Annotated in this window: 23 protein-coding genes and 1 other RNA gene; all 24 read left to right on the top strand. The window is 24.8% G+C overall.

The annotated features are described in order from the left end of the window. Nucleotides 1-278: 278 nt before the first annotated feature. The 24 genes from IBJ83_RS07230 (at nt 279) to IBJ83_RS07115 (ending at nt 24,418) form a co-directional block, all read left to right on the top strand. On the top strand, nt 279-1,208 hold the full coding sequence (locus IBJ83_RS07230; RefSeq protein WP_201275938.1) for a DDE-type integrase/transposase/recombinase: 930 nt from the start codon (nt 279-281) through the stop codon (nt 1,206-1,208). Between the two features lie 279 nt (nt 1,209-1,487). After that, the gene (gene rsmD, locus IBJ83_RS07225; RefSeq protein ID WP_201275937.1) at nt 1,488-2,030 is read left to right on the top strand and encodes a 16S rRNA (guanine(966)-N(2))-methyltransferase RsmD; all 543 of its coding nucleotides are present in this window, start codon (nt 1,488-1,490) and stop codon (nt 2,028-2,030) included. 2 nt (nt 2,031-2,032) lie between these two features. After that, complete coding sequence (coaD, locus tag IBJ83_RS07220; RefSeq protein WP_201275936.1) at nt 2,033-2,512, top strand: pantetheine-phosphate adenylyltransferase; 480 nt, start codon at nt 2,033-2,035, stop codon at nt 2,510-2,512. After that, the gene (locus tag IBJ83_RS07215; protein ID WP_068472328.1) at nt 2,512-2,985 is read left to right on the top strand and encodes an ATPase; all 474 of its coding nucleotides are present in this window, start codon (nt 2,512-2,514) and stop codon (nt 2,983-2,985) included. The genes coaD and IBJ83_RS07215 overlap by 1 nt, the downstream gene beginning before the upstream one ends. 11 nt (nt 2,986-2,996) lie before the next feature. Next, nucleotides 2,997-3,965 (top strand): PhoH family protein, encoded by a 969-nt coding sequence (locus IBJ83_RS07210; protein WP_068472330.1) that lies wholly within the window; start codon nt 2,997-2,999, stop codon nt 3,963-3,965. A 2-nt stretch (nt 3,966-3,967) separates the two neighbouring features. Continuing rightward, nucleotides 3,968-4,438 carry an rRNA maturation RNase YbeY gene (ybeY, locus tag IBJ83_RS07205; protein WP_068472333.1) on the top strand — a complete coding sequence of 157 codons (471 nt, stop codon included), beginning with the start codon at nt 3,968-3,970 and terminating at the stop codon, nt 4,436-4,438. Next, nucleotides 4,422-4,793, top strand: coding sequence for a diacylglycerol kinase family protein (locus IBJ83_RS07200; RefSeq protein ID WP_068472335.1), 372 nt, complete (start codon nt 4,422-4,424; stop codon nt 4,791-4,793). Before ybeY ends, IBJ83_RS07200 begins: the two co-directional genes overlap by 17 nt. Further along, complete coding sequence (gene cdd, locus IBJ83_RS07195; protein ID WP_201275935.1) at nt 4,794-5,189, top strand: cytidine deaminase; 396 nt, start codon at nt 4,794-4,796, stop codon at nt 5,187-5,189. A 1-nt stretch (nt 5,190) separates the two neighbouring features. Continuing rightward, on the top strand, nt 5,191-6,087 hold the full coding sequence (era, locus tag IBJ83_RS07190) for a GTPase Era (RefSeq protein ID WP_201275934.1): 897 nt from the start codon (nt 5,191-5,193) through the stop codon (nt 6,085-6,087). Further along, on the top strand, nt 6,068-6,766 hold the full coding sequence (locus IBJ83_RS07185) for a DNA recombination protein RecO (RefSeq protein WP_201275933.1): 699 nt from the start codon (nt 6,068-6,070) through the stop codon (nt 6,764-6,766). The genes era and IBJ83_RS07185 overlap by 20 nt, the downstream gene beginning before the upstream one ends. A 5-nt stretch (nt 6,767-6,771) precedes the next feature. Beyond that, complete coding sequence (gene dnaG / locus IBJ83_RS07180) at nt 6,772-8,589, top strand: DNA primase (protein ID WP_201275932.1); 1,818 nt, start codon at nt 6,772-6,774, stop codon at nt 8,587-8,589. Beyond that, nucleotides 8,582-9,730, top strand: a complete 1,149-nt coding sequence (gene rpoD / locus IBJ83_RS07175) for an RNA polymerase sigma factor RpoD (protein ID WP_068472345.1) — start codon at nt 8,582-8,584, stop codon at nt 9,728-9,730. Before dnaG ends, rpoD begins: the two co-directional genes overlap by 8 nt. A gap of 4 nt (nt 9,731-9,734) precedes the next feature. Further along, nucleotides 9,735-10,415 (top strand): tRNA (adenine(22)-N(1))-methyltransferase, encoded by a 681-nt coding sequence (locus IBJ83_RS07170; RefSeq protein ID WP_201275931.1) that lies wholly within the window; start codon nt 9,735-9,737, stop codon nt 10,413-10,415. Next, nucleotides 10,405-11,184: a Nif3-like dinuclear metal center hexameric protein gene (locus IBJ83_RS07165; protein ID WP_068472349.1), complete on the top strand. Its 780-nt coding sequence runs from the start codon at nt 10,405-10,407 to the stop codon at nt 11,182-11,184. The genes IBJ83_RS07170 and IBJ83_RS07165 overlap by 11 nt, the downstream gene beginning before the upstream one ends. A gap of 6 nt (nt 11,185-11,190) precedes the next feature. Beyond that, nucleotides 11,191-11,521, top strand: an RNA gene (gene rnpB / locus IBJ83_RS07160) — RNase P RNA component class A. 190 nt (nt 11,522-11,711) lie between these two features. Beyond that, nucleotides 11,712-13,802, top strand: coding sequence for a ribonuclease R (rnr, locus tag IBJ83_RS07155; RefSeq protein ID WP_201275930.1), 2,091 nt, complete (start codon nt 11,712-11,714; stop codon nt 13,800-13,802). A gap of 4 nt (nt 13,803-13,806) precedes the next feature. After that, the gene (gene smpB / locus IBJ83_RS07150) at nt 13,807-14,274 is read left to right on the top strand and encodes an SsrA-binding protein SmpB (protein ID WP_201275929.1); all 468 of its coding nucleotides are present in this window, start codon (nt 13,807-13,809) and stop codon (nt 14,272-14,274) included. Nucleotides 14,275-14,285: 11 nt separating this feature from the next. Beyond that, nucleotides 14,286-15,602: a tRNA (N6-isopentenyl adenosine(37)-C2)-methylthiotransferase MiaB gene (gene miaB / locus IBJ83_RS07145; protein WP_201275928.1), complete on the top strand. Its 1,317-nt coding sequence runs from the start codon at nt 14,286-14,288 to the stop codon at nt 15,600-15,602. Nucleotides 15,603-15,614: 12 nt separating this feature from the next. Beyond that, complete coding sequence (mutS, locus tag IBJ83_RS07140; RefSeq protein WP_201275927.1) at nt 15,615-18,200, top strand: DNA mismatch repair protein MutS; 2,586 nt, start codon at nt 15,615-15,617, stop codon at nt 18,198-18,200. A 13-nt stretch (nt 18,201-18,213) separates the two neighbouring features. Beyond that, a complete protein-coding gene (gene mutL / locus IBJ83_RS07135) occupies nt 18,214-20,067 on the top strand; it encodes a DNA mismatch repair endonuclease MutL (protein ID WP_201275926.1) in 1,854 nt (617 codons plus the stop codon). 2 nt (nt 20,068-20,069) lie between these two features. After that, nucleotides 20,070-21,011 (top strand): tRNA (adenosine(37)-N6)-dimethylallyltransferase MiaA, encoded by a 942-nt coding sequence (miaA, locus tag IBJ83_RS07130; RefSeq protein ID WP_201275925.1) that lies wholly within the window; start codon nt 20,070-20,072, stop codon nt 21,009-21,011. A 1-nt stretch (nt 21,012) separates the two neighbouring features. Next, on the top strand, nt 21,013-22,293 hold the full coding sequence (locus IBJ83_RS07125) for a methionine gamma-lyase family protein (RefSeq protein WP_201275924.1): 1,281 nt from the start codon (nt 21,013-21,015) through the stop codon (nt 22,291-22,293). Nucleotides 22,294-22,407: 114 nt separating this feature from the next. Next, complete coding sequence (nth, locus tag IBJ83_RS07120) at nt 22,408-23,010, top strand: endonuclease III (protein ID WP_068472497.1); 603 nt, start codon at nt 22,408-22,410, stop codon at nt 23,008-23,010. Nucleotides 23,011-23,023: 13 nt separating this feature from the next. Beyond that, complete coding sequence (locus IBJ83_RS07115) at nt 23,024-24,418, top strand: VanW family protein (protein ID WP_201275923.1); 1,395 nt, start codon at nt 23,024-23,026, stop codon at nt 24,416-24,418. Nucleotides 24,419-24,564 lie beyond the last annotated feature (146 nt).

The raw sequence follows: 24,564 nt of genomic DNA, 5'->3' as shown, positions 1-24,564 counted from the left end.
AATTCTCCTTTAATTCTAACATACAGGTTATGTTTTTTTATAATTTTTGGTCTCACATCATTTACAAATGTACATTTTTATTTAAAAAATATTTAAATAAAATTTATAAAGATTATATTGTTAAATTTTAATGTTTTTATAAATTTTTTGCTTGAAAAATTTTTATTAAAATGTTGTGTTGTGAGATAATACATATGCGACAAAAAAATCAAAAAAATAGGAAGCCATCTGGTATAATAAGTTTAACAACAAACAAAAATACCAGAGAGAGGTTTCCTATGAAAAATATTATAACAGAAGAAATGAAATTTCGCAAGACAGTTGTTGAGTATGCGATAAAAAACAATAATAATGCAGAGGCAGCAAGACGATATCACACCAGCAGACAACAAGTGCAAAGATGGAGAAAAAAATATGATGGAACAGTGGAATCTTTGGCAAATAAGTCAAGACGTCCACATAGTCATCCAAATCAGCATACAGAAAAAGAAATAGAACTTTTGAGCAAGAAATATCAGTATCATAAACATGAAGGATTAGCAGAAGTATATAGAAAATGCATCGATGCCGGATATAAGCGTAGCTATGGGTCTATGTGCAAACAAATAAAGAAGCTGAAAAGCTATAAAAAACCGAAGAAAATCAGTTATCCAAAAAGCAAATATAAACCATTAAAAGGGACATATCCGGGAGAGTATGTTGAAATAGATGTAAAGTATGTACCGTTAGAAAGTATAGGGTTTAAAAGCAATTATGACAGATATTATCAAATAACAGCAATAGATCTATATAGCCGAAAACGAGTTTTAAAGCTGGTAAATGAGCATAGTTCATATGAAACAGCTAAGATGCTACTAACATTAGAAAAGGAGTTTGGTTTTAAGATAAAAACAGTACAAACAGATAATGGTAGAGAATTTTGTAATGACAGGGAACAAAAGAAATCATTATTTGAAAATACTTTAAGTCAGTTAGGAATAAGACATATAAGAACCAGACCCTACTCGCCATGGCAAAATGGAGTAGTTGAAAGAAGCCATAAAATAGACAATGAACTGTTCTATAGCAAAAGAAGATTTAGAAGTGAAAAGGAAATGTATAAATCATTTGAACAATATAGTGTAAGGACAAATAATATAGCAAGAAAAGTACTGGGATTTAAGACGCCAAATGAAATGGTTGATAACTATTTTAAAAAGGCTGCATAATGTTACAAACAATACCTATTCCAGTCAAGGTACGCTTTGCTTTTCTCCTTGACAAAAAATAGGTATTGTTTGTAAATGACAAATATGCCTTTTTAGAAATACTACCAGATGGTTTTCTTGTCACATATGTTTGACAATCATAGACTTGAAAAATTTTTATTAAAATGTTGAAAATTTAATCTTTTTGTGTTATAATTCAATGTGAATATATTTGTTTAAATCAAAATTTTACTTTTGTTTAGTTACAAAAATAAAATATATTGAAATTAAGGTGAGAAGATGAGAATAATATCTGGAAAAAAAAGGGGATTGAATTTATTATCTCCTACAGATTATAATGTTAGACCTACTACCGATAAGGTAAAAGAATCTATTTTTAATATTCTATTTGATATAGATTCAAAATCAATTGTGTTAGACCTATTTTGTGGTAGTGGTGCTATGGGTATTGAATTTTTAAGTAGAGGAGCTGAGAGGGTTTATTTTTGTGATTTATCTACGGATAGTTTAAAAATCACAAAACAAAATCTTGAAAAAGCTAATTTTTTAGAAAATTCAATAATTATAAATAAAGATTATATGGATTCTTTAAATTATTTTTATGATAATAATTTAAAGTTCGATTATGTATTTTTAGACCCACCGTACAAAGAAGAATATATTAAAAAATCATTAGATTTTATTTGGAATAACAATATTTTAAATGATGATGCTGTAATTATTGTTGAAACGGATAAAGATATTGTTATAGAAAATTTTGAAATTATAAAAGAAAAAAAATATTCTAAAACTAAGGTAATATTTTTAGAAAGGAAAATCTAAATATGAAAGTAGTTTTTCCTGGAAGTTTTGACCCTATAACCAAGGGTCATAAGAGTATTATTTTAAAAATACTAGATATTTTTAAATCAGTAGATGTCGTTGTTTTAAATAATATAAATAAAAATCATCTTTTTTCTATTGAAGAAAGAAAAGATATTATTTTAAATATATTTAAAAATTATGAAAATGTTAGAGTAAATACTTATAACGGACTTTTAGCTAATTATGTTAAAGAAAATGATGTTAATCTTTTAGTTAGAGGTGTTAGAAATTCTTTAGATTTTGAATCTGAAAAGATTAATGCTAAAGTTAATAAAGAACTTTGTGGAGTAGAAACATTATTATTGTTTTCAGAGAGTTCTGATGAGTGTATTAGTTCTAGCGTTGTTAAAGATGTATTTTTAAATGGTGGCAATGTTGATTTATATGTAGATAAAATTGTTTTAGATATGTTATATAGAAAATTTAGGAGGAATGGATAATGGAAATTTTAGAATTAATTGACCGTATTGAAGATTTAGTAGAAGAAAGCTCAAGTTTACCTTTTTCAAAGAAAGTTATGGTAGATTCTGAGGCGTTATTTTTTATTTTAAAAGAAATGAGAGAAAGTATTCCGGAAGAAATTAAACAAGCTGAATGGATTCAAGAAGAAAAAGATAGAATATTAAACGATGCATCTAAAGATGCTAACCAAATTTTAGAACAAGCAAATAATGAATCTTATAGAATTAAAGCTGATGCTGAAGCTAGATATGAAAAGATGATTAACGAAAGTGATGTTGTTGTTGCTGCCGAAAGTAAAGCAAATGAAATTTTATTAAAGGCTGAACAAAATGCTAAAACTATCAGAATACAAACTAATACTTATGTAGATGATGTTTTATCAAAAACTCAAGAAAAATTAAGAGATTTAATTACTGTTTTAGATACTAACAGAAGTGAATTGAGAAAATAATCGGAGATATAATGAATAAAGTTACTGAAAATTTAACTTTAGAAATTGATGATATTAAAAATTTATTTGGAAACTTAGATTCTAATATTGATTTAATTTCTAAAGAATTTGATGTATTTATAAAAAATAATGATGTTGGTTTATCTATTACCGGAGATGAAAAAATGGTTTTATTATGTATAAAAACCATTGAGTTTTTAGTTAAAGATGGTATGTCTGAAAGTATAGATAAACAAAAAATTTCTTATGTAATTGAGAAAGTAAAGGAAGAAAACAAAGAAATATTAAATGATTGGTTAGACTATACTATTTGTTTAAATTCAAAATTAAAGCCTATAAAACCAAAAACATTAGGTCAAAGAAAATATATTTCTGCAATAGAGGATAATGTAATTACTTTTGGTATTGGTCCGGCAGGAACCGGAAAAACTTTTTTGGCTATTGCTATGGCTGCAAAAGCATTAAAAAATAATTCGGTATCAAAGATAATTTTGACTAGACCAGCAGTTGAGGCAGGAGAAAATTTAGGATTTTTACCTGGAGATTTACAAGAAAAGATAGACCCTTATTTAAGACCTTTATATGATGCTTTATATAATATATTGGGATATGATAATTTTCTTAGATTAAAAGAAAAGGGGATTATTGAAGTTGCTCCTTTAGCATATATGAGAGGAAGAACTCTGGATAATGCTTTTATAATTCTTGATGAGGCACAAAATGCTACTAATGAACAAATGAAGATGTTTTTAACAAGAATAGGATTTGAATCTAAAGCTGTTATAACTGGAGATATTACTCAAATAGATTTAGGAAAGAGAAAAAGTTCCGGTCTTGTTTCAGTTAGTAAAATTTTGAAAAATATAAAGGGTATTAACTTTAATTATTTTGATAGCTCTGATGTTGTAAGACATAGTATAGTTATGAAGATAATAGAAGCATATACTAAATATGAAGATAGTCTAATGGAGAAAAAATAACTATGAATATTCTTTTTGATAATAGACAAGATTTTTTTGTTATCTCAGAAGAACTTAAAGAAAAAATTGAAAAATGTATTAAAACAGCTTTAAATATTGAAAATCACATAATAGATAATGTTGAAGTATCTGTTTCTTTTGTTACCAATGAGGAAATAAAGAATATAAATTCTGAATTCAGAAATATTGACAGGGAAACAGATGTTTTGTCTTTTCCTATGGATTTTGAATTTTTTGAAGAAGGAATGCCTTTTATTTTAGGTGATATTATAATTTCAACAGAAAAGGCCGTTGAACAGGCAAAAGAATTTGGACATAGTATTGATAGAGAAATTTTATATTTAGTTTGTCATTCTGTATTTCATTTGTTAGGATATGACCATATGGAAGAAAATGAAAAAATAATTATGAGAAGTAAAGAAAAAGAAACCATGAAGTTAATGGAAGTTTTTAAAGATGAAGAAAAATTCTAATTTTTTAGAAAGTTTTGTTTGCGCTTTCAAAGGGATAGTTTATGTATTTAAAAATGAGAGAAATTTTAAATTTCATATATTATTTTCTGCTTTAGTATTACTTTGTTCTTTATTTTTTAAATTATCTTATATAGAATTGTCTGTAATATTAATTATGATAGCTATTGTTTTAACTTTAGAAATTATTAATACTATTATTGAAAATATTATGGATTTTTTATGTAAAGATTATAATGTAAATATAAAAATAATTAAAGATATGGCATCTGGTGCAGTCTTGGTTTCAGCTTTTATATCAATAATTGTTGGACTTTTGATATTTGTACCAAAGATAATCATTATGTTGGGTGATTAAATGAATATTTATGAAAAATTGGTAGAATGTGCTTTAGATAGTCAAAAAATGGCATATACTCCTTATTCTAATTTTAAAGTAGGAGCATCTGTGTTGACAGACTCAGATAAAATATATGGAGGCTGTAACATAGAAAATGCATCATATACTCCGACTGTTTGCGCAGAACGTGTAGCTATATTTAAAGCTATATATAATGGGGAAAAGAAAATAAAAAAAATTGCAGTTGTTGGAAAAGAAAATTTTTTTACTTATCCTTGTGGTGTTTGCAGACAAGTTATAAGAGAATTTTGTACAAATGATTGTGAAATTATTATAATTAAAAACAAAGAAGAATATAAGGTAATAAAATTTTCTGAACTTTTACCTTATAGTTTTGGACCAGAGGATTTATAATATGGAAAGTATAAAGTCAGGATTTGTTAGTATTATTGGCAGGTCAAATGTTGGAAAATCAACTTTATTAAATAGGATTATCGGTGAAAAAATCTCAATTATTTCAAATAAACCACAAACTACAAGAACAAATTTAAAATTGATATATAATTCCTTGGATTCTCAAATAATATTTGTTGATACTCCGGGAGTACAAAATCCAAAAAATAAATTAGGAGAGTTTATGTTAAAAGAAGCAAGAACCTCTCTTAAAGATGTTGATTTGATTTTGTATATGGTAGATACTAATTTTGAAATTGGAGAGTTAGATAGTTCTATAATTGAAATGCTTAAGAAAATAAATCTTCCAAAACTTTGTATTGTAAATAAAATAGATACATTAAACACCGAAGAATTATCTAAACTTATTACAAAATATGAGGATATGAAATTATTTGATAATATTGTCCCTATATCAGCCTCTGAAGGAACAAATGTTTATAACTTAATAAATGAAATAAAATCTTTTTTACCTTATGGACCTAAATATTATTCTGATGATATGATTACAGACCAAACTGAAAGGGAAATTGTTGGAGAAATAATTAGGGAAAAGACACTTAATTTATTGAGAGATGAAATTCCTCACGGTATAAATATTTTAATTGAAAAATTTTCTATTAGAAAAAATAAACCTATTATAGATATTGACGCAACAATTTGTGTCGAAAAAAAATCACATAAAGGAATGGTAATAGGTAAAAATGGAGCTATGATTTTAAAAATTGGAAAATCTGCTAGAATGGATATTGAAAAATTTTTAGATTCAAAAGTTAATTTAAAATTATTTGTTAAAATAGACGACGACTGGAGAAATAAGTCATTCAAGGTGAAAGAATTTGGATATTTTAAAAAATAATATTTATAATAATGTAAATGGTTTTATTATTTCAGAAAATACTTATTTAAATAAAGGAAAAATATTTAGAGTTTATACAGATAAATTTGGACTTATTTCTATTTATAGTAAAAATACCGAAATGTATTTATCTATGTATTCTAATTACAATTTTAATTTAACATATGGAAATGAATTTTTTTACTGTAATGAATATGAAATGGTAGAATTTGTATCTTTTAAATCGAAAGAACACATTTTATTTTTGAATATTCTTACAGAAATAATTTTAAAAACTAATATTCAAGAATTAAAAAATTTAGAAGTTTATAATTTAATTAAGGATATATTGAATGTAGAAAAAGTAGATTACAAAATAATTTTAACATATTTTTCAATTAAGTATTTAGCGTTTAATGGTTATCATATATTATTTGAAAATATAAAAAATTTTGAAAAATTTAATTTTGATATATCTGAATTGGTTATAAATTATAACTCAATTTTTAATTATAAATACAATTACATACTAAATAAATATGAGTATAATTATATTTATTTTCTATATAATTTAGAATCCTTTGAAAATTTTGATTCAATCAATTTTGAAGTTAATTATTCTAGGATTCTCGGCATAATGCTTAACGCTTTATGTTTAAATTTTAATATTTATAAATTAAATAGTTTTAACTTAAGGTGATTGATATGGCTTATATAAAGAAAGAAAAAATTGAAGAAATTAAAGAAAAATCAGATATTGTTTCTGTTGTAAGTGATTATTTGCCTGTTAAAAAAAGTGGAAGATATTATATGGGAAATTGTCCTTTTCATCATGAAAAGACTCCTTCTTTTTTTCTTTATCCGCAAACTAATACATTTCATTGTTTTGGTTGTGGTAAACATGGAGATAGTATTTCATTTTTAATGGAATTAGAATCTTTAGATTATGTTACTACATTAAAAAAATTAGCCGAAAAATTTGGCATAGAATTAGAGTATGAAAATAATTTTGATTCATTTAATAAAAAAAACTTTGATAAGTATTATGAGATTAATGAATTTGTTGCAAAATTTTATTATAGAAAAATGTTAGAAAATTCTGTTCCAAAACAATATTTAGCTAAAAGAGGAATTAATCCTAAATCAATTAATATTTTTTTGATTGGTTATGCTGATGAAAATTGGAAATCTCTATATAATGAATTAAAAGCAAAAAACTTTGATATAAAAATTGCCGAAGAACTTGGACTTATAATAAAAATTAAAACCGGCGATTATATTGATAGATTTAGAAATAGAATTATGTTTCCTATTTTAAATAAGGATAAAAAAATAATAGGTTTTGGTGGAAGAACTATTGTAAATGACAATGCAAAATATCTTAATTCACCAGAAAGTGTTATTTTTAAAAAAGGAGATAATGTCTATGCTATTGATAAAATTGTAGAAAATAATATTAGAGATAAAATATTAATTGTTGAAGGATATATGGACGTTATTTCTTTATATCAAAGTGGAATAAATTATGTTGTTGCAGGACTTGGAACTGCATTTACCGAAAATCAAGCAAGGTTAGTAAAAAGGTATTCAAGAGAGAATGTATATTTGTGTTATGATGGAGATAATGCAGGAATAAAGGCAACTAATAAAACTAATTCCGTTTTTAATGAAATTTCAATTAAACCAAATATTATAGTTCTTCCAGATAAATTAGACCCGGATGATTATATAAAAAAATATGGACTTGATGGATTTAATAAACTTTTAGAAAGTCCGTATGATATTAATGGTTTTAATTATGAAAATTTGAAAAAAAACAAAAAAAATACCAATTCTATAACAGAAAATACAATTTTTTATGAAAATGTTTTAAGTTTTTTAACTAAAATAGATACAAATATATTAAGAGATTTATATATAAATAAAATTTCAAGTGATTTTGGTTTAGATGTAAACTCACTAAAAGAAGATTTTAATAAATTTGATAAAAAAGAAGAAAATTATAAAGAAACTGAAGAGAATAAAGAGTTTCAAATAGATTATAAAAGTGAAAATTTGTTATTAAACTCTGACAAAAAAGTTTTAATAATGGGTATTATATTATTAATGAAGTGTGAAGAGAATATTTCAAATATTCTTCCTAAATTAGGAGAAATGTCTAAATATTCCAATTTATATGATATTTTTTCTTATGTTGAAAATAATGCGAAAAATAATACTATAACTATTCCGTCCATGCTAATTGATAAATTTAAAAATAGTGTAGAAAAGTTAAAGATTGTAGATTATATAATAAAATGTTATAAAGAAAAAATTAATCTATCAACTTTAGATTATGTTAAATTATTAAATATATCTATTATAAATTTTGAAATTAGAAGAGTTACCAAAAATATTGAGAAACTAAGAGAAATGGACAAAAATAATAATGACGTAGTTTCCAATTTGAATTTCAACATTGAAAAATTAATGGAATTAAATAGGAATCTTAAGAGTATGGAGAAAGGGGCTCATCGTGGATAATAAATTGAATGATATTGAATATGATGAAGTAAAAATTTTAATTATAGAAGAACTTACAAAATATGCTAATGAACATAATGGTTTTGTTAATAATAAGTATCTTGAATCTTTAGATTTATTTAATTTGGTAGATATTGATGATATTGAAGAGATAAAATCTAAATTAGCTGAAAATCAAATTGAATTTATTGATGAATCTGAAAATTTAGAAGATATTGAAATTGATGATGATTTAATAGATTTAGAAGATGAAAAAGAAGATAATGAAGATGAAGAAATAAAATTAGAGGATTTTTCTGATTTAAAAGGTTTTAACATTGATGACCCCGTAAAAATGTATTTAAAAGAAATAGGGAAAATTCCACTACTTAGTGCTGATGAAGAAAGAATTTTGGCTGAAGATATGGAATCTGGAAGTGTTGAGGCTAAGAAAAAACTTGCTGAAACGAATTTAAGACTTGTAGTTAGTATAGCTAAAAGATATGTTGGTAGAGGAATGCAATTTTTGGACTTAATACAAGAAGGTAATATGGGTCTTATGAAAGCTGTTGAAAAATTTGATTTCAGAAGAGGCTTTAAGTTTAGTACTTATGCTACTTGGTGGATAAGACAAGCTATTACTAGGTCAATAGCAGACCAAGCTAGAACTATAAGAATTCCTGTTCATATGGTTGAAACTATAAACAAATTAGTTAGAATTGAAAGACAATTAGTTCAAGAGTTAGGTAGGGAACCAACTAATGAAGAAATTTCTGAACATATGGGAATTGAAGTTGATAAAGTAAATGAAATTAGGAAAATTGCTCAAGAACCTGTAAGTTTAGAAACTCCTATCGGTGAAGAAGATGATAGCCATTTAGGAGATTTCATTGAAGATGAAACAGCTATAGCTCCAGATGAAGCGGCTAATTTTTCAATGTTAAAGGAACAATTAAATCAAGTTTTAAGTACGCTTTCAGAAAGAGAAAAGAAAGTTTTAGAACTTAGATTTGGTCTTAATGATGGAACTCCTAGAACTTTAGAAGAAGTAGGTAAAGAATTTGAAGTTACTAGAGAAAGAATTAGACAAATCGAAGCTAAAGCTCTTAGAAAATTAAAACACCCTAGTAGAAGTCAAAAATTAAAAGACTTTTTGGAATAGAATTATGATTAGTTTAAGGTTAAATGAGATTTGCAATTTAGTTGATAAAAATTCAATTGTTGCAGATATAGGGACTGACCATGGTATAATTCCTATGATGCTATCAAAAAATTGCATATCAAAAAAAATAATCGCAACAGATATTAGTAAAAATTCTTTAGAAAAATTAGAAAAGAAATTGATATTAAATGATAATATAACAAATATTGAAACCAGAGTATCAGACGGCTTAGACTGTTTAGATGAATTTGAAGTTGATACTATAATTATATCCGGTATGGGTGGAATTCTAATTAAAGAAATTTTAGAAAGAAACTTAAATATTGCTAAAAGTGCCAACTATTTAATTTTATCTCCAAATAATTCTTTAGATGTTTTAAGAAAATTTTTATATGAAAATAATTTTTTTATAGAAAAAGAAAAAGATGTTTTTGAAAATCAAAAATATTACCAAATTTTGAAGGTAAAAAGAGGTAAAGATTTCTATAAAAATGAATACGAATATTTATATGGAAAATTACTTATAAAGAATAAATCTGAAAATTTGAAATTATTTTTAGAAAATGAAATAAAAAAATATGAAAGCATTTTAGAAAAAATAAATATTGAAAGCAAAGATAATGAGAGAATATTAGAACTAAATGATTTAATTGATGAAATTAGAGGTATCTTAAGTGAATTTTAAAATAAAAGATTTGATTGAATTATTGGATAGAGAATATTCATTTGATTTACAAGAAGATTGGGACAACTCTGGTTTTCAAATTGGAAATTTAGAAGATGAACTGACAGGGATATTATTAGCTATGGATATTTCAGTAAATTCCATTAATTATGCAATAGAAAATAATATAAATTGTATTTTAACTCATCATCCATTGTTTTTTGAAAAAATTAAAAATTTAGAGGCGAAATCCGGTAGTTACAAAAAATTAGAATTATTGATAAAAAATAGTATCAATGTAATATCTATACATACTCCTTTAGATTTACACCAAAATGGAATTAGTAAATTTTTAGCAGATAAATGTTTTTTAAATAATCAAGAAATTTTTATTAATTATAAAAACTCGGCAGGTTATGGTATAGTAGGAATTATTGAAAATCAAAAGTTTATAGATTATATTTCTAAGTTGAAAAATAATTTTGAAAATCCTATAATATATTTTGGAGATATCGATAAACACATTTCTAAAATTGCAGTATTAGGTGGTTCAGGAGCTTTTTCAATAAAAGATGCTATTAATAAAAATATTGATTTATTAATCAGTGCTGATTTTAAATATCACGATATCCAATTTGCATTGGAGAATAATCTTAATATAATTGATTTAGGACACTATGAATCAGAGATTTTTGGATTATTTTCATTAAAAAATTTCTTAATGAAAGAAAATTGTGATTTTAAAATATTAATTTATGAAAATAATATATTTAAAAGAAATATATTTTAATTTAATTAAGTAAGACAGACAATCGCGTGAATTTTCACGAGGAAAGTCCGTGCACCACAGAGCAGGATGCTGGATAACGTCCAGTGGGGGCGACCCTAAGGCTAGTGCAACAGAGATATACCGCCATTTTTATGGTAAGGGTGGAAAGGTGAGGTAAGAGCTTACCAGCATATAGGAGACTATGTGGCTATGTAAACCCCATTCGGTGCAAGATCAAGATTGGACTTTTGTAGTTGCTCGCTACGTCCATAGGTAGATTGCTTGAACAAATTGGTAACAATTTGTCTAGATAGATGATTGTCAAATACAGAACACGGCTTATAGTTTTGCTTAATATTTATAATAATTAAATATAAGGTATTGCCTTATATTTTTTTATTATGAAATAACAAGGTTCTCAGATATACATAGAATGTAGAGCATCGTGGAAAGATGAGGGGCTTATTATATAACAAATTTCAAAAAAATTTACAAGATATTTATATCTTGTGATTATAGATTATACTTTTATATAGGAGGAAGTTTTAATGAATTTTAAAAGAAAAATATTAAATTTTATAAAAAAAGAAAATTATATTCCATTAACAAATAAAGAACTAGCAGTTGCTTTAGATATTCCGTTTAATGATTTAAAGAAATTTTTCAAAATATTAGATTCTCTTGTTGAAAGTAAAATCTTATCAATAAATGATAATAAATACAATATTTATGAAAAAATGAAAACTTTAAAAGGTAAAGTAACTTTTACTCCAAAAGGTAATGCCTTTTTTATTTCAGAAGGTATGGAGGATATTTTTATTCCTAAAAATGAATTAAATAATGCTAACCATAATGATGAAGTTGAAATAGAAATTATAAAAGAAAAAAGTTTGAAATCAAAAGCTGAAGGTAGAGTTGTTAATGTATTAAATAGAAATTCAAATTTAATTGTTGGTACTTTTACTGAAAATAAAAATTTTGGATTTGTAGTTCCTGATGATAATAAATGTAATTATGATGTTTTTATCAAAAAAGGTGATAAAAATGGTGCTAAAACTAATGATAAAGTTGTTTGTAAATTAATTGAATTTCCAGATAAAAGAAGAAATCCTGAAGGAGTTATAATTGAAGTTCTTGGAAACAAAGAAGATAAGAATGTTCAAATAATATCTTTGCTTAAAGATATGGAAATTCCTTATAAATTTTCAAATAAAATAAATAAAGAGCTTGAAGAAATTTCACAGCTTGATATAAAAAAGGAAATAAAAAACAGAGTTGATTTTAGAGATTTATTTACTGTAACCATTGATGGAGCAGATTCCAAAGATTTTGATGATGCAATTTCTATTGATAAAAAAGGAAATGATTATATACTATATGTTCACATAGCAGATGTATCTTATTATGTAAAAAAAGATAGTAAAATAGATAAAGAGGCGTACAAGAGGGGAAATAGTGTATATTTATTTGATTTTGTTGTGCCTATGTTACCCGAAATATTATCAAATGGATTATGCTCATTAAATCCTAATACTGATAGATTAGCTATGACTGTAAAAATGGTTATAGCTAAAAATGGAAATGTTAAAGAATATAAATTTTATGAATCCGTTATAAACAGTAATTATAGATTAGTTTATGATGATGTAACTAATTTTTTAGAAGGTAAAAAGCATTTTTATTCCGATGAAATATTAAAAGAAAAATTGTTAATTATGCAAGAATTAGATGATATCTTAACAACTAAGAGAAAAAATAGAGGAACGATAGACTTTAATTTCCCGGAAGTTGCAATAACTTTTAATAAAGATGGAAGTGTTAAAAATATATCTAAAAAAGAACTAGGTATAGCAAATAGAATAATAGAATCATTTATGATATGTACAAATGAAGTAGTTGGAAAGTATTTCGCAGATTTTGATATTCCTATAATATATAGAATTCATTCAAAGCCGACTGAAGAAAAATTAGAAACATTAAGAAATTATTTTAAACGTTTAAATATAGAAATGAAACCTATAGATATGATTTCTTCTAAATATTTAAGTGAATTAGTTGAACAATTTAAAGATACTAATAAATCAAGTTTTGTAAATTATTCTATTTTGAGGTCTATGAGTAAAGCACAATATTCTTCAAATATTGATATACATTTTGGTTTATCAACATTTTTATATTGTCATTTTACTTCTCCTATAAGAAGATATGCTGATTTAACTGTTCATAGAAGTTTAAAAAATTATTTACATTCCGATAATGATTTACCTAAAAATTATTTGAGCTACTTAAATATAACAGCAAATCATATAAATGATACTGAAGTATTATCTGTTGATGCTGAAAGAAAACTTGAAGATATTAAAAAAGTTGAATTTATGAAAAACAAAGTAGGAAAAGTATTTGAAGGTATTATTGTTTCTGTTACTTCTTTTGGACTTTTTGTTCAATTAGAAAATACAGTAGAAGGACTTATTAGATATGAAGATATGACTGATGATTATTATATATTTGATGAAGAAAGTTTGACTGCTGTTGGCAAAAGAGGAAATAATATTTTTGATATAGGTATGAATGTAGAAGTCGTTGTTGCAAAAGTTAACGAATTAACTAATGAAATAGACTTTTATTTGAATAGGTGATATTATGAGAGATAAAACTAGTATAAAAATAATAGCAAATAATAAAAAAGCAAGACATGATTATTTTATAGAAAATACTTATGAAGTCGGAATTTCTCTTGCAGGAACTGAAGTTAAAAGTATTAGGCAAGGAAAAGTTTCAATTAAAGAAAGCTATTGTCAAATAAAAAATGGAGAAATTTTTATTATGGGTATGAATATCACTCCTTATGACCATGGAAATATATTTAATTTAGAACCTACAAGAGAAAGAAAACTACTTTTAAATAAAAAAGAAATAAATAAACTTATTGGGCAAACAAAAGAAAAGGGATATGCATTAATTCCTTTAAATATTCATCTAAAAAACGGATGGATAAAATTGGATATAGCACTTGCTCGTGGTAAGAAAAATTATGATAAAAGAGATAGTATGCTCGAAAAAGAACACGAAAGAAAAATCCAATATGCCTTAAAAAATAAATATAAATAGAGGTGAAATTTTTGAATAAAAAATATACAATTATAACTTATGGTTGTCAAATGAATCATCACGATTCAGAAAAAATAGCTTATCTGTTAGAATCTTTAGGTTATACAAAAGAAAATGATATTGAAAAATCAGATTTTATAATTTATAATACATGTTTAGTTAGAGAAAATGCAGAACTTAAAGTTTACGGACAACTAGGAGCATTGAAAAATTTAAAAAGAAAGAAACCAGAAATGATTATAGCTGTTTGTGGTTGTATGATGCAAACAGGAGATGCAAGAGCAACTATAATTTCAAAATATAAACATGTTGATATAATTTTTGGAACTAAAAACATTTCAAGGCTCCCATCCCTTGTTGCAAGACACAGAAGTACTGGAGAAGTTATTGTTGACATAGAGGAAGAAGATATTATAGATGATGAAACTCCAATAAACAGAGAGCATCCATTTATTGCTTATGTAAATATAATGACCGGTTGTAATAACTATTGTACTTTCTGCATAGTTCCTTATGCCAGAGGAAAAGAAATTAGTAGAACTCCGGAAAGTATAATTAATGAAATAAAAGAATTGGCAAAAAAAGGATATAAAGAAATAACTTTATTAGGACAAAATGTTAACTCTTATGGAAAAACTTTAAGACCAAGAGTTACTTTCCCAGAATTGTTAAAGATGGTTAATGAAATTGAAGGGATAGAAAGAATAAGATTTTTAACAAGTCATCCTAAAGATTGTTCAGATGAGCTAATCGATGCAATAGCAAATTTAGATAAAGTATGCGAAAATATTCATCTACCTTTCCAATCAGGTAGTAATAGAATATTAAAAAATATGCATAGAATTTATACAAGAGAACATTATCTAGAACTTATTAGAAAACTTAAAGAAAAAGTACCAAATATTACACTTTCAACAGATATAATTGTTGGATTCCCAGGAGAAACAGAAGAAGATTTTCAAGATACTTTAAGTTTAGTTGAAGAAGTTGGATATGACCAAGGTTTTACTTTCTTATATTCTATAAGAAAAGGTACAAAAGCTGCTGAAATGCAAGACCAAATACCTCATGATGTAAAACAAGAAAGATTCCAAAGATTAGTTGACTCAATGTATAAAATATTTTATGAAAAAAATAAAGAGTGCTTAGGACAAACTCTCGAAGTGCTTGTTGAAGGTCCTAGTAAAAATAATCCTGAAATTTTAACAGGAAGAACTAGAGGATATAAATTAGTACATTTTAAAGGTGGTTCAAGAAATATTGGACAGCTGGTAAATATTAAAATAACTGGACATAATTCATTTGCACTTGAAGGAGAAATGCTTTAATAAGGAGTTAATATGAGTAATTTTACACCAATGATGAAACAATATTTAGAAGTTAAGTCTAATTATAGTGATTGCATTATTTTTTATAGATTAGGTGATTTTTATGAAATGTTTTTTGATGATGCGAAAATTGTTTCAAAAATATTAGATTTAGCACTAACAAAAAGAGATTGTGGTGGTGGAGAAAGAGCACCAATGTGTGGAATTCCACATCATGTAGTAAATCAATATTTATATAAATTAGTTTCTCAAGGTTTTAAAGTTGCTATATGTGAACAAGTTCAAGACCCTAAACTTGCAAAAGGAATTGTAAAAAGAGAAGTTATTAAATTAGTTACTCCGGGAACTATTGATGAATTTGATGAATTAGCTACTAATAAAAATAATTATATTATGAGTGTGTATATGGATTCTACGAATTTAAGTATTACATATTCTGATATTTCTACAAGTGAAATATTTTGCACTAATATTTTTGAAATGAATAGAGATAATTTAATTAGTGTATTAGAAGAAGAAGTAATTCGTACAAATCCTTCTGAAATTATAATAAATTCAAATATATTAAAATCTTTAGAAAAAAGTGTTATTAAATTATTTAAAAATTTGAGAATTATTTATACTAAAGTAGATATTGACCATAATTTTAAATCTTTGAAGGAAAATAATGAACAATTTTACTTAGATAATCTAAATAATAAGATTTTACTCTTTTCAATAGATAATTTTTATAGTTATGTATGTAGATTCAATGTAAAATTAAATGATTTTAAAAATGTAAACATATATGAATTAAGTGATTATTTAAGAATAGATGCAAATTCAAGGATTAATTTAGAATTAAAGAAAAATAATTTCAGTAATGATATTAAAGGTTCTTTACTTTCTGTTATAAACTATACAAAAACTCCTATGGGATTTAGATTATTAAATAAGTGGTTAGACCAACCTCTTCTTGAAATTGATAAAATAGTTAGAAGACAATCTTTAGTTGAAGAATTGGTTTTAAATTCTAATTTTAGAAATGAATTAGAAGAATTGTTGAGTAATATTTCAGATATTGAAAGAATTAATTCAAAAATTTCTTTTGGAAATTGTAATGGTAGAGATTTAATTCATCTAAAAAATTCTTTATCTAGTATTCCAAAAATGAAAAATTTATTTTTAAATAGTAATACTTTATTTTCAAATATTGTTTCAAATATTCCGGAAACTAAAGATATTTATAATCTCATAGATTCATCAATACTTGAAGATGTTGGAATTCTAATAAAAGATGGTAATCTTATTAAAGTAGGATATGATGAAGAATTAGATTTAATTAGAAATAATAAGATTGTTGGAAAAGAAAGATTAATTCAATATGAAGTAGAACAAAGAAATATTACTGGTATAAAAAATTTAAGACTAGTATTTAATAAAAAAACAGGTTATTTTTTTGAAGTTACTAAATCTTATCAAAATCTAGTTCCAGATTATTTTGAATTAAAGCAAACTTTAACTAATGCAAATAGATATAAAACAAATGAACTTACTATTATAGAAAATATGATTTTCGGTTCAGAAGGCGATGTTGTAGAAAAGGAATATGAATTATTTGTCGCTATAAGAAATACTATAAAATTGAATATAAAAAGGCTACAAAAATTATCGGATATGATTTCTTTTATAGATTCTATTTTTTCTTTATCTGTTGTTGCATTTAAAAATAATTATTGCAAACCAACATTGAACAACGAAGGAATATTAGATATAAAAGATGGAAGACACCCTGTTATAGAAAGCTTTTTAAGTTCGATAAATGAATTTATTCCAAATGATACGAATATAGGACAAAAAGATAATTTGATTCAAATTATAACAGGTCCAAATATGAGTGGCAAATCTACTTATATTAGACAAGTCGCTCTCATAGTTATACTTGCTCAGATAGGTTCATTCGTGCCTGCAAGTAGTGCAAATATTTCTATTGTAGATAAAATATTTACTCGTATAGGGGCATCAGATAATCTATATAAAGGTGAAAGTACATTTATGGTAGAAATGAAAGAAGTTAATAATATTTTAAGATATGCAACTAAAAATAGCTTACTTATCCTTGATGAAGTTGGTAGGGGAACTTCTACTTTTGATGGATTGAGTTTAGCTTGGGCCATTGTTGAATACATTTCAAAAAATATAAAATCTAAAACATTATTTGCTACGCATTATCACGAATTAATTGACTTAGAAAATATTTTTTCGGATATAAAAAATAAGCATATAGAAGTTATTGAAGATAAAGAAAATGATGATATAGTCTTTTTAAGAAAAATAATGAATGGGGGAGCGAATAAAAGTTATGGTATTGAAGTTGCAAAACTTGCAGGACTACCTATTGATGTTATAAATCGTTCAAAAAATATTTTAGATAATATTGAAAAGAAAGAAGTTGAAATAGAAAAAGATATTCTTAAATCATCAAATGAAACCACTTCTAAAGTAAATAATACTATAATTACTAATTTGAGTAATATAAATATAGAAAAGATAAGCCCGATAGAAGCTTTTGGAATATTAAATGATTTAATAAATATGGCTAAAAAAGATGAAAATTAGTTAGGAGATTTATATGTCTATAAAATTATTATCAGAAGATACAATTCAAAAAATTGCAGCCGGTGAGGTTGTAGAAAATCCATACTCTGTAATAAAAGAGTTAGTTGAAAATTCAATAGATTCCGGAGCTACTTTCATTAAAGTTGAAATTAAAAATGCTGGAAAAAAAGAAATTATGATTTCTGATAATGGCTGTGGCATAGAGGAAGATGATATAGAACTTGCTTTTACAAAACACGCAACTTCTAAATTGAATAATTTTGAAGATATATATTCAATTCTTTCTTATGGCTTTAGAGGAGAAGCGTTAGCCAGTATTTCTGCTGTTTCTAAGGTAGATATAAATACTAGAACAAAAAATAGTGAATTTGGAATACATTGTTATCTTGAAAATAATAAAATCATTAGAAAAAATAAAATTGGAATGAATCTAGGAACTACAATTTATATTAGAGATTTATTTTATAATGTTCCAATTAGAAAAAAGTTTTTAAAATCTGATGCTTATGAAAATTCAATAATAACAACTTTAATGTATTCTTTTGCACTTGCAAATCAAAAAATATCTTTTAAATATATTAAAGATTCTAAAGTTGTTTTTGAAACTAATGAAAAAAACACATTAAAAGACAATATAAAGTATATCTTTAAAGATGAACTTTATAAAAATTTGATTCCTATTGATATTAATGATTCAGATTACAAAATTTATGGATATATTTCAAATAATCATTTTTATAAAGGTACTAGAAGTTCACAATTTTTATTTGTAAATGGAAGATATATTTTTGATGAAAAAATAAGAAATATAATTGAAAAATCTATTTCTTCTTTAATACCGAAGGGAAAATTTCCAGCATTTATAATATTTATTGAAGTCAATCCAAATTTAATAGATATAAATGTTCACCCTAATAAACGAAAAATAAAATTTGTTTTTGAAGATAAATTATTGAATTTATTAAATAATAATATTACTGATATAGTGATAGAAAATACTACAAGTGATTTTATTTCTTCTAAGGAAGAACAAAAAGAAAAAATTTTATATAATGAAGAAAAAAATACTAAAAATGATAATTCAACATATGAAGATGTTGTTGAAACGATAATTTACGATGAGGATTATAGTGTAAAAAATATTATAAATAAATTTTCTTACGATGATTTGTTCAAAGTTAATCAAGATGACATACAAACTATAAATGAAGATGATAATATAGAAAATTATATCATAGAAGAAGAAAAAGTAGAAATAGATCCTATTTTAACTCAAATACAGTTAGACCAAAAAGAAAATACAGCAAAAAATATTCTAGATTATAATTTATTAGGAACGATTTTTTCAAAATATATTTTATTATCAGATAAAGATGAATTAATAATTTTGGATATTTTAAATGCAAAATACAGGATATTATATGAAAATTTATTGAATGAATACAATAACCATACTGTAACAAAACAAATACTTCTATTTCCTATAATTTTAGAATTAAATGAGTATGAAATGAATGTGTTTAATGATATAAAGACTAATTTAGATGATTTAGGTATAGAGGCTGATATTTTTGATGAAGATTCTATTGCAATAAGAACAATGCCTAATTTGTTAAATAATAATTTAGATAAAGAAGATATAAGAGCAATGTTTAATGAAATATTGTTAAAAAATAACGATGCTTTTGAAAATTCTTTGTATAAAATGATTTGTAAAAAAAGAATAAATGTTAATTTAACAGATTTTGAAATAAATGAGTTACTAGTACAACTTTCTAAAATTAATTTAGATATAAATTTCTATGATAAAAAAATATTAAGAAAAATATCTAAAGAAGATTTTGAAAAGTTATTTTTTAAGGATTAAATATGAAAAAGAAATTAATATTTATTGTTGGGCCAACATCTGTTGGAAAAACAAAATTAGGTGTAGATATAGCTAAAGAGTTTTCAGGAGAAATTATTTCTTGTGATTCTATGCAAATATATAAAGAATTTAATATTGGAACAGCAAAAGTTACTAATGAAGAAACTGATGGAATTAATCATTATATGATTGATATTTTAGATGGAAATCAAAATTTTAATGTTTCTGAATATAAAAATATGGCTGAAGAATGTATTGGAAAAATATATTCAAATAAAAATGTTCCAATATTTGTTGGTGGAACAGGACTTTATGTAAATTCTATTATATATGATTTAAAATTTACAGATTCCGAACAATCAACTGAACTAAGAGATAAAATAGTTGAATTTTATGAAAAAAACGGTAAAGATTTACTTTACGATTTGTTGTTATACTTAGACTATTCTTGTAAAGAAAAAATTCATAAAAACAATGTAAAAAGAGTAATTAGGGCAATAGAAGTCTGTTTGAATACAAAAAAAGAATTTTCTAAACAATGTAATGACTACGAAAATAATACCAAAAAATATGATTCATTAGTAATCGGTTTAACTTTAGACAGAAAAATATTATATAATAGAATAAATTCTCGTGTTGATATAATGATTGATAATGGTTTAGTAGAAGAAGTTACAGAATTATATAAAAAATATGGAGAAAATTCTCAACCATTTACTGCAATAGGATATAGAGAGTTTATTCCTTACTTAAAAAATGAAATCACCATTGAAGAATGTATTGAAAATATAAAACAAAATTCCAGAAAATATGCAAAAAGGCAATTCACTTGGTTTAATAAAAATGAAAATATAAATTGGATTGATGTAGAAAATGGATATGATTATGTTTTAAGTAATTCAAAAGAATTGATAAGTAAGTTTTTATCAGAAGGAGATTTATAAATTGGAAAAATATTTAGATACTGATTTTAGCTTTAACTCTGAAATCATTGAATTTGTAAATAATTGTGTTAAAGATATAGAAAAAGATTTTGAAAATTTAAAAGAGATTGAAGAATATAATCAGCTAAAAGTTTTAAATGCTTTTAAAAAGCAAAAATTATCTGCTACTGATTTTTCGTGGACAACAGGATATGGTTACGGTGATTTTGGCAGAGAAAAGCTAGAAAGAATTTATTGCGATATTTTTAAAGCTAAAGATGCTATTGTTAGACAAGAAATCACTTGTGGCACTCATGCAATAGCTTTAGCTTTGCAAGGTACTTTATTACCTAATGATGAGTTTATTTATATAACCGGAACTCCTTATGATACACTTCTAAAAGTTATAGGTATTTCTGGAGAAGAAAAAGGAACACTTTTAGACTATGGAATAAAATATAATAAAGTTGATTTGGTAGATAATAAAATTGATATAGAAACTGTATTATCAAAAATAAATGAAAATACAAAATTGTTGGCTATTCAAAGGTCTGCTGGATATAGTAGTAGAAGATGTATTTCTATTAGTGAATTAGAGTTTGCAATAGAAAAAATAAAAGAAAAATATCCAAATATATTAATAATGATAGATAATTGTTACTGCGAATTCGTTGAAAAGAAAGAACCAATAGAAGTTGGGGCAGATATAGTTGTTGGCTCATTGTTAAAAAATTTAGGCGCAGGAATTACTTTAAATGGGGGATATGTTGTATCAAATTCAACAGAAATTATAGATTCTATTTCAAATAGACTAACTTCTCCAGGTCTTGGAAAGCATGTAGGTGTTAGTTTTGGAACTACTAGAGCCATTGTTCAAGGCTTATACTTTGCTCCTCATATAGTTTTAGAGGCAGTAAAAAGTGCTAAACTCTTAGCTTATGTTTTTGAAAAATTAGGATATGAAATAATACCTAAATTTAATGAAGATAGAAGTGATATTATCCAAGTAATAACTTTAAAAGATGAAAATAAAGTTATAGACTTTTGTAGAGCAATACAAGAGTTTTGTTGTGTAGATAGTCATGTTATACCTTATCCTTGGGATATGCCGGGTTATTCTGATAAAATTATTATGGCTTCAGGTAGCTTTATAGATGGTTCAAGTATAGAATTAAGTGCTGATGGCCCACTAAGAGAACCTTTTAATGTATATTATCAAGGTGGGCTTAGTTTTTATCAAACAAAAATAGCTCTAATGAATGTATTAAATATTTTTTATGATAAAAAATATTTAGATATATAAAATCAATTTAAAAAATTTTTACTTTTTTTATTAAAAATTTTTTAAAATATGATATAATAAAACAAAGCAGGTGATTATTTGAAATCTTTATCAAAAGATAAGATAAATATTGTAATGAAAAAACTTGAAACATTGTATCCGGATGCAAAACCGGAACTTAATTTTTCTAATAGTTTTGAACTGTTAATAGCAACCATACTATCAGCTCAATGTACTGATGTTAGAGTAAATAAAGTTACTGAAAAATTATTTAAAGATTTTAAAACTCCTAAGGAATTTTTAACTCTAGATATAGACGGTTTATCAAAATATATACACAGTTGTGGTTTTTATAATTCAAAAAGTAAAAATATTTTAGAAACTTGTAAAATCTTGGTGGAAAAATATAACTCAGAAGTTCCAACAAATATGGAAGATTTAACAACTTTACCAGGTGTTGGAAGAAAAACAGCAAATGTTGTTAGGTCTTGTGCTTTTAATATTCCATCTCTTGCAGTTGATACACATGTTTTTAGAGTAACTAATAGGATTGGGATAGTAAATGAAGATAATGTTTTAGATACTGAATTATCACTTATGAAAAAATTAAAAAAATCTACTTGGAATAAGGCGCATCATTTATTTATTTTTCATGGCAGAAGATTATGTAAATCTAGAAAGCCAGATTGTGAAAATTGTATGATAAATTCTGAATGCTTATATTTCAAAAATTTATAGGCCGGGAGATTTTATGAAAAAATATTTAAAAATATTTATTATATTCGGAATATTGCTTATTGTGGCAGGAGTATCTATTTACTTTTACATAAATAGATATCCTTTAAGAAATGCTAGTGGAAATACAAAATCATTAACAAAAGAAGAGATTTTATCTTATGATAAGTTTTATGAAGGTATTTCAATTAATAATATTGATTTAAAAGATTTAACAAAAGAAGAAGCTATAAACAAAATTAAAGAGAATTTACAAGTAGAAGATAAATTTACATTCAAGTATAATGATTATGTAAAAAATTTTATCCCTAAAGATATAGAATTTTCATACGATTATGAAAATTTAGTAAATGAAGCATTCAAGCTGGGAAGAAGTGGTAATGCTGAAGAAAGAATAGAAACTTTAAAAAATTTATTAGCTAATCCTAAAAATTTTGAAGTAAAATCTAGTTATAATCTTGAAAAATTAAATGAAATAATAAAAGAAGTTTCTGAAAAATTAAATTCAGAACCCGTTGATGAAAAGATTGATTTTTCAAAAGAAAAAGCATCAGTAATTGATGGAAAATTAGGAATTAAAGTTGAAACAGAAAAAATAATAAATAATTTTAAAGCTATTCCTGTAAAATTTAATTTAGAAATACCTGTTTCCGTTACTGAATATAAAAAACTGGATAGAAATTTAGTATCTTCTATAAAAGGAGTTATTGGTGAAGCTACTACAAAATTTGATTACCAACCTAATAGAAATACAAATATAAAAATTGCAGCAAATAAAATGAACGAGTTTGTAGTAAATCCTGGAGAGACCTTTTCATTCGCAAATGTTTTGGGAGAAGTTTCTAGTAGTACTGGATATAAACCTGCAGGTACCTTTGTTAATGATAAGGTAGTAGATTCGATAGGTGGAGGTATTTGTCAGGTTAGTTCTACATTATATCAAGCTTTAGTAAAATCAGATTTAAAAATAGTAGAAAGAAATCAACACTCTATGAGAGTTGCTTACTGTACTATTGGATTGGACGCGATGTATTATGCCGGTTCTAGTGATTTAAAATTTAAAAATAATTTTGATTTTCCTATAATTATAAAAAGTTATGTTTCAAACGGGAGTTTAACTTTTAAAATTTTTGGAGATACAGATAAGAAAAATTATAAAATTTCATTATTTACATCTGGAGTATCAACAATTCCAATGCCAATAGAAGAAATTGAAGATCCGGAACTTCCCGAAGGAGAAAAAGTAATCGTTGAAAAAGGATTTAATGGATATAGAGGGTCATCATATATAAAAAGAGGAAACGGAGAGGCTGTTTTACTAAATAGCGATTACTATAAACCTAAAAAACAAGTTGTTAAAGTAGGTACTAAAAAGGAACCTACTGAAGAAAAAGAAAATGAAAATGATTAAAAAATAAATTTATGTACATTTGTAAATGATGTGAGACCAAAAATTATAAAAAAACATAACCTGTATGTTAGAATTAATTCTCCTTTAATTCTAATAATTCTTTACGTTTTTCAATAGGTGAGAGCCAATTTAAAGTTTGCATAGGT

Source organism: Parvimonas parva, assembly GCF_016552165.1.
Taxonomy (GTDB): Bacteria; Bacillota; Clostridia; order Tissierellales; family Peptoniphilaceae; genus Parvimonas; species Parvimonas parva.
The sequence above is the reverse complement of the archived record's forward strand: the minus strand, read 5'-3'. Positions and strand labels throughout refer to the sequence as shown.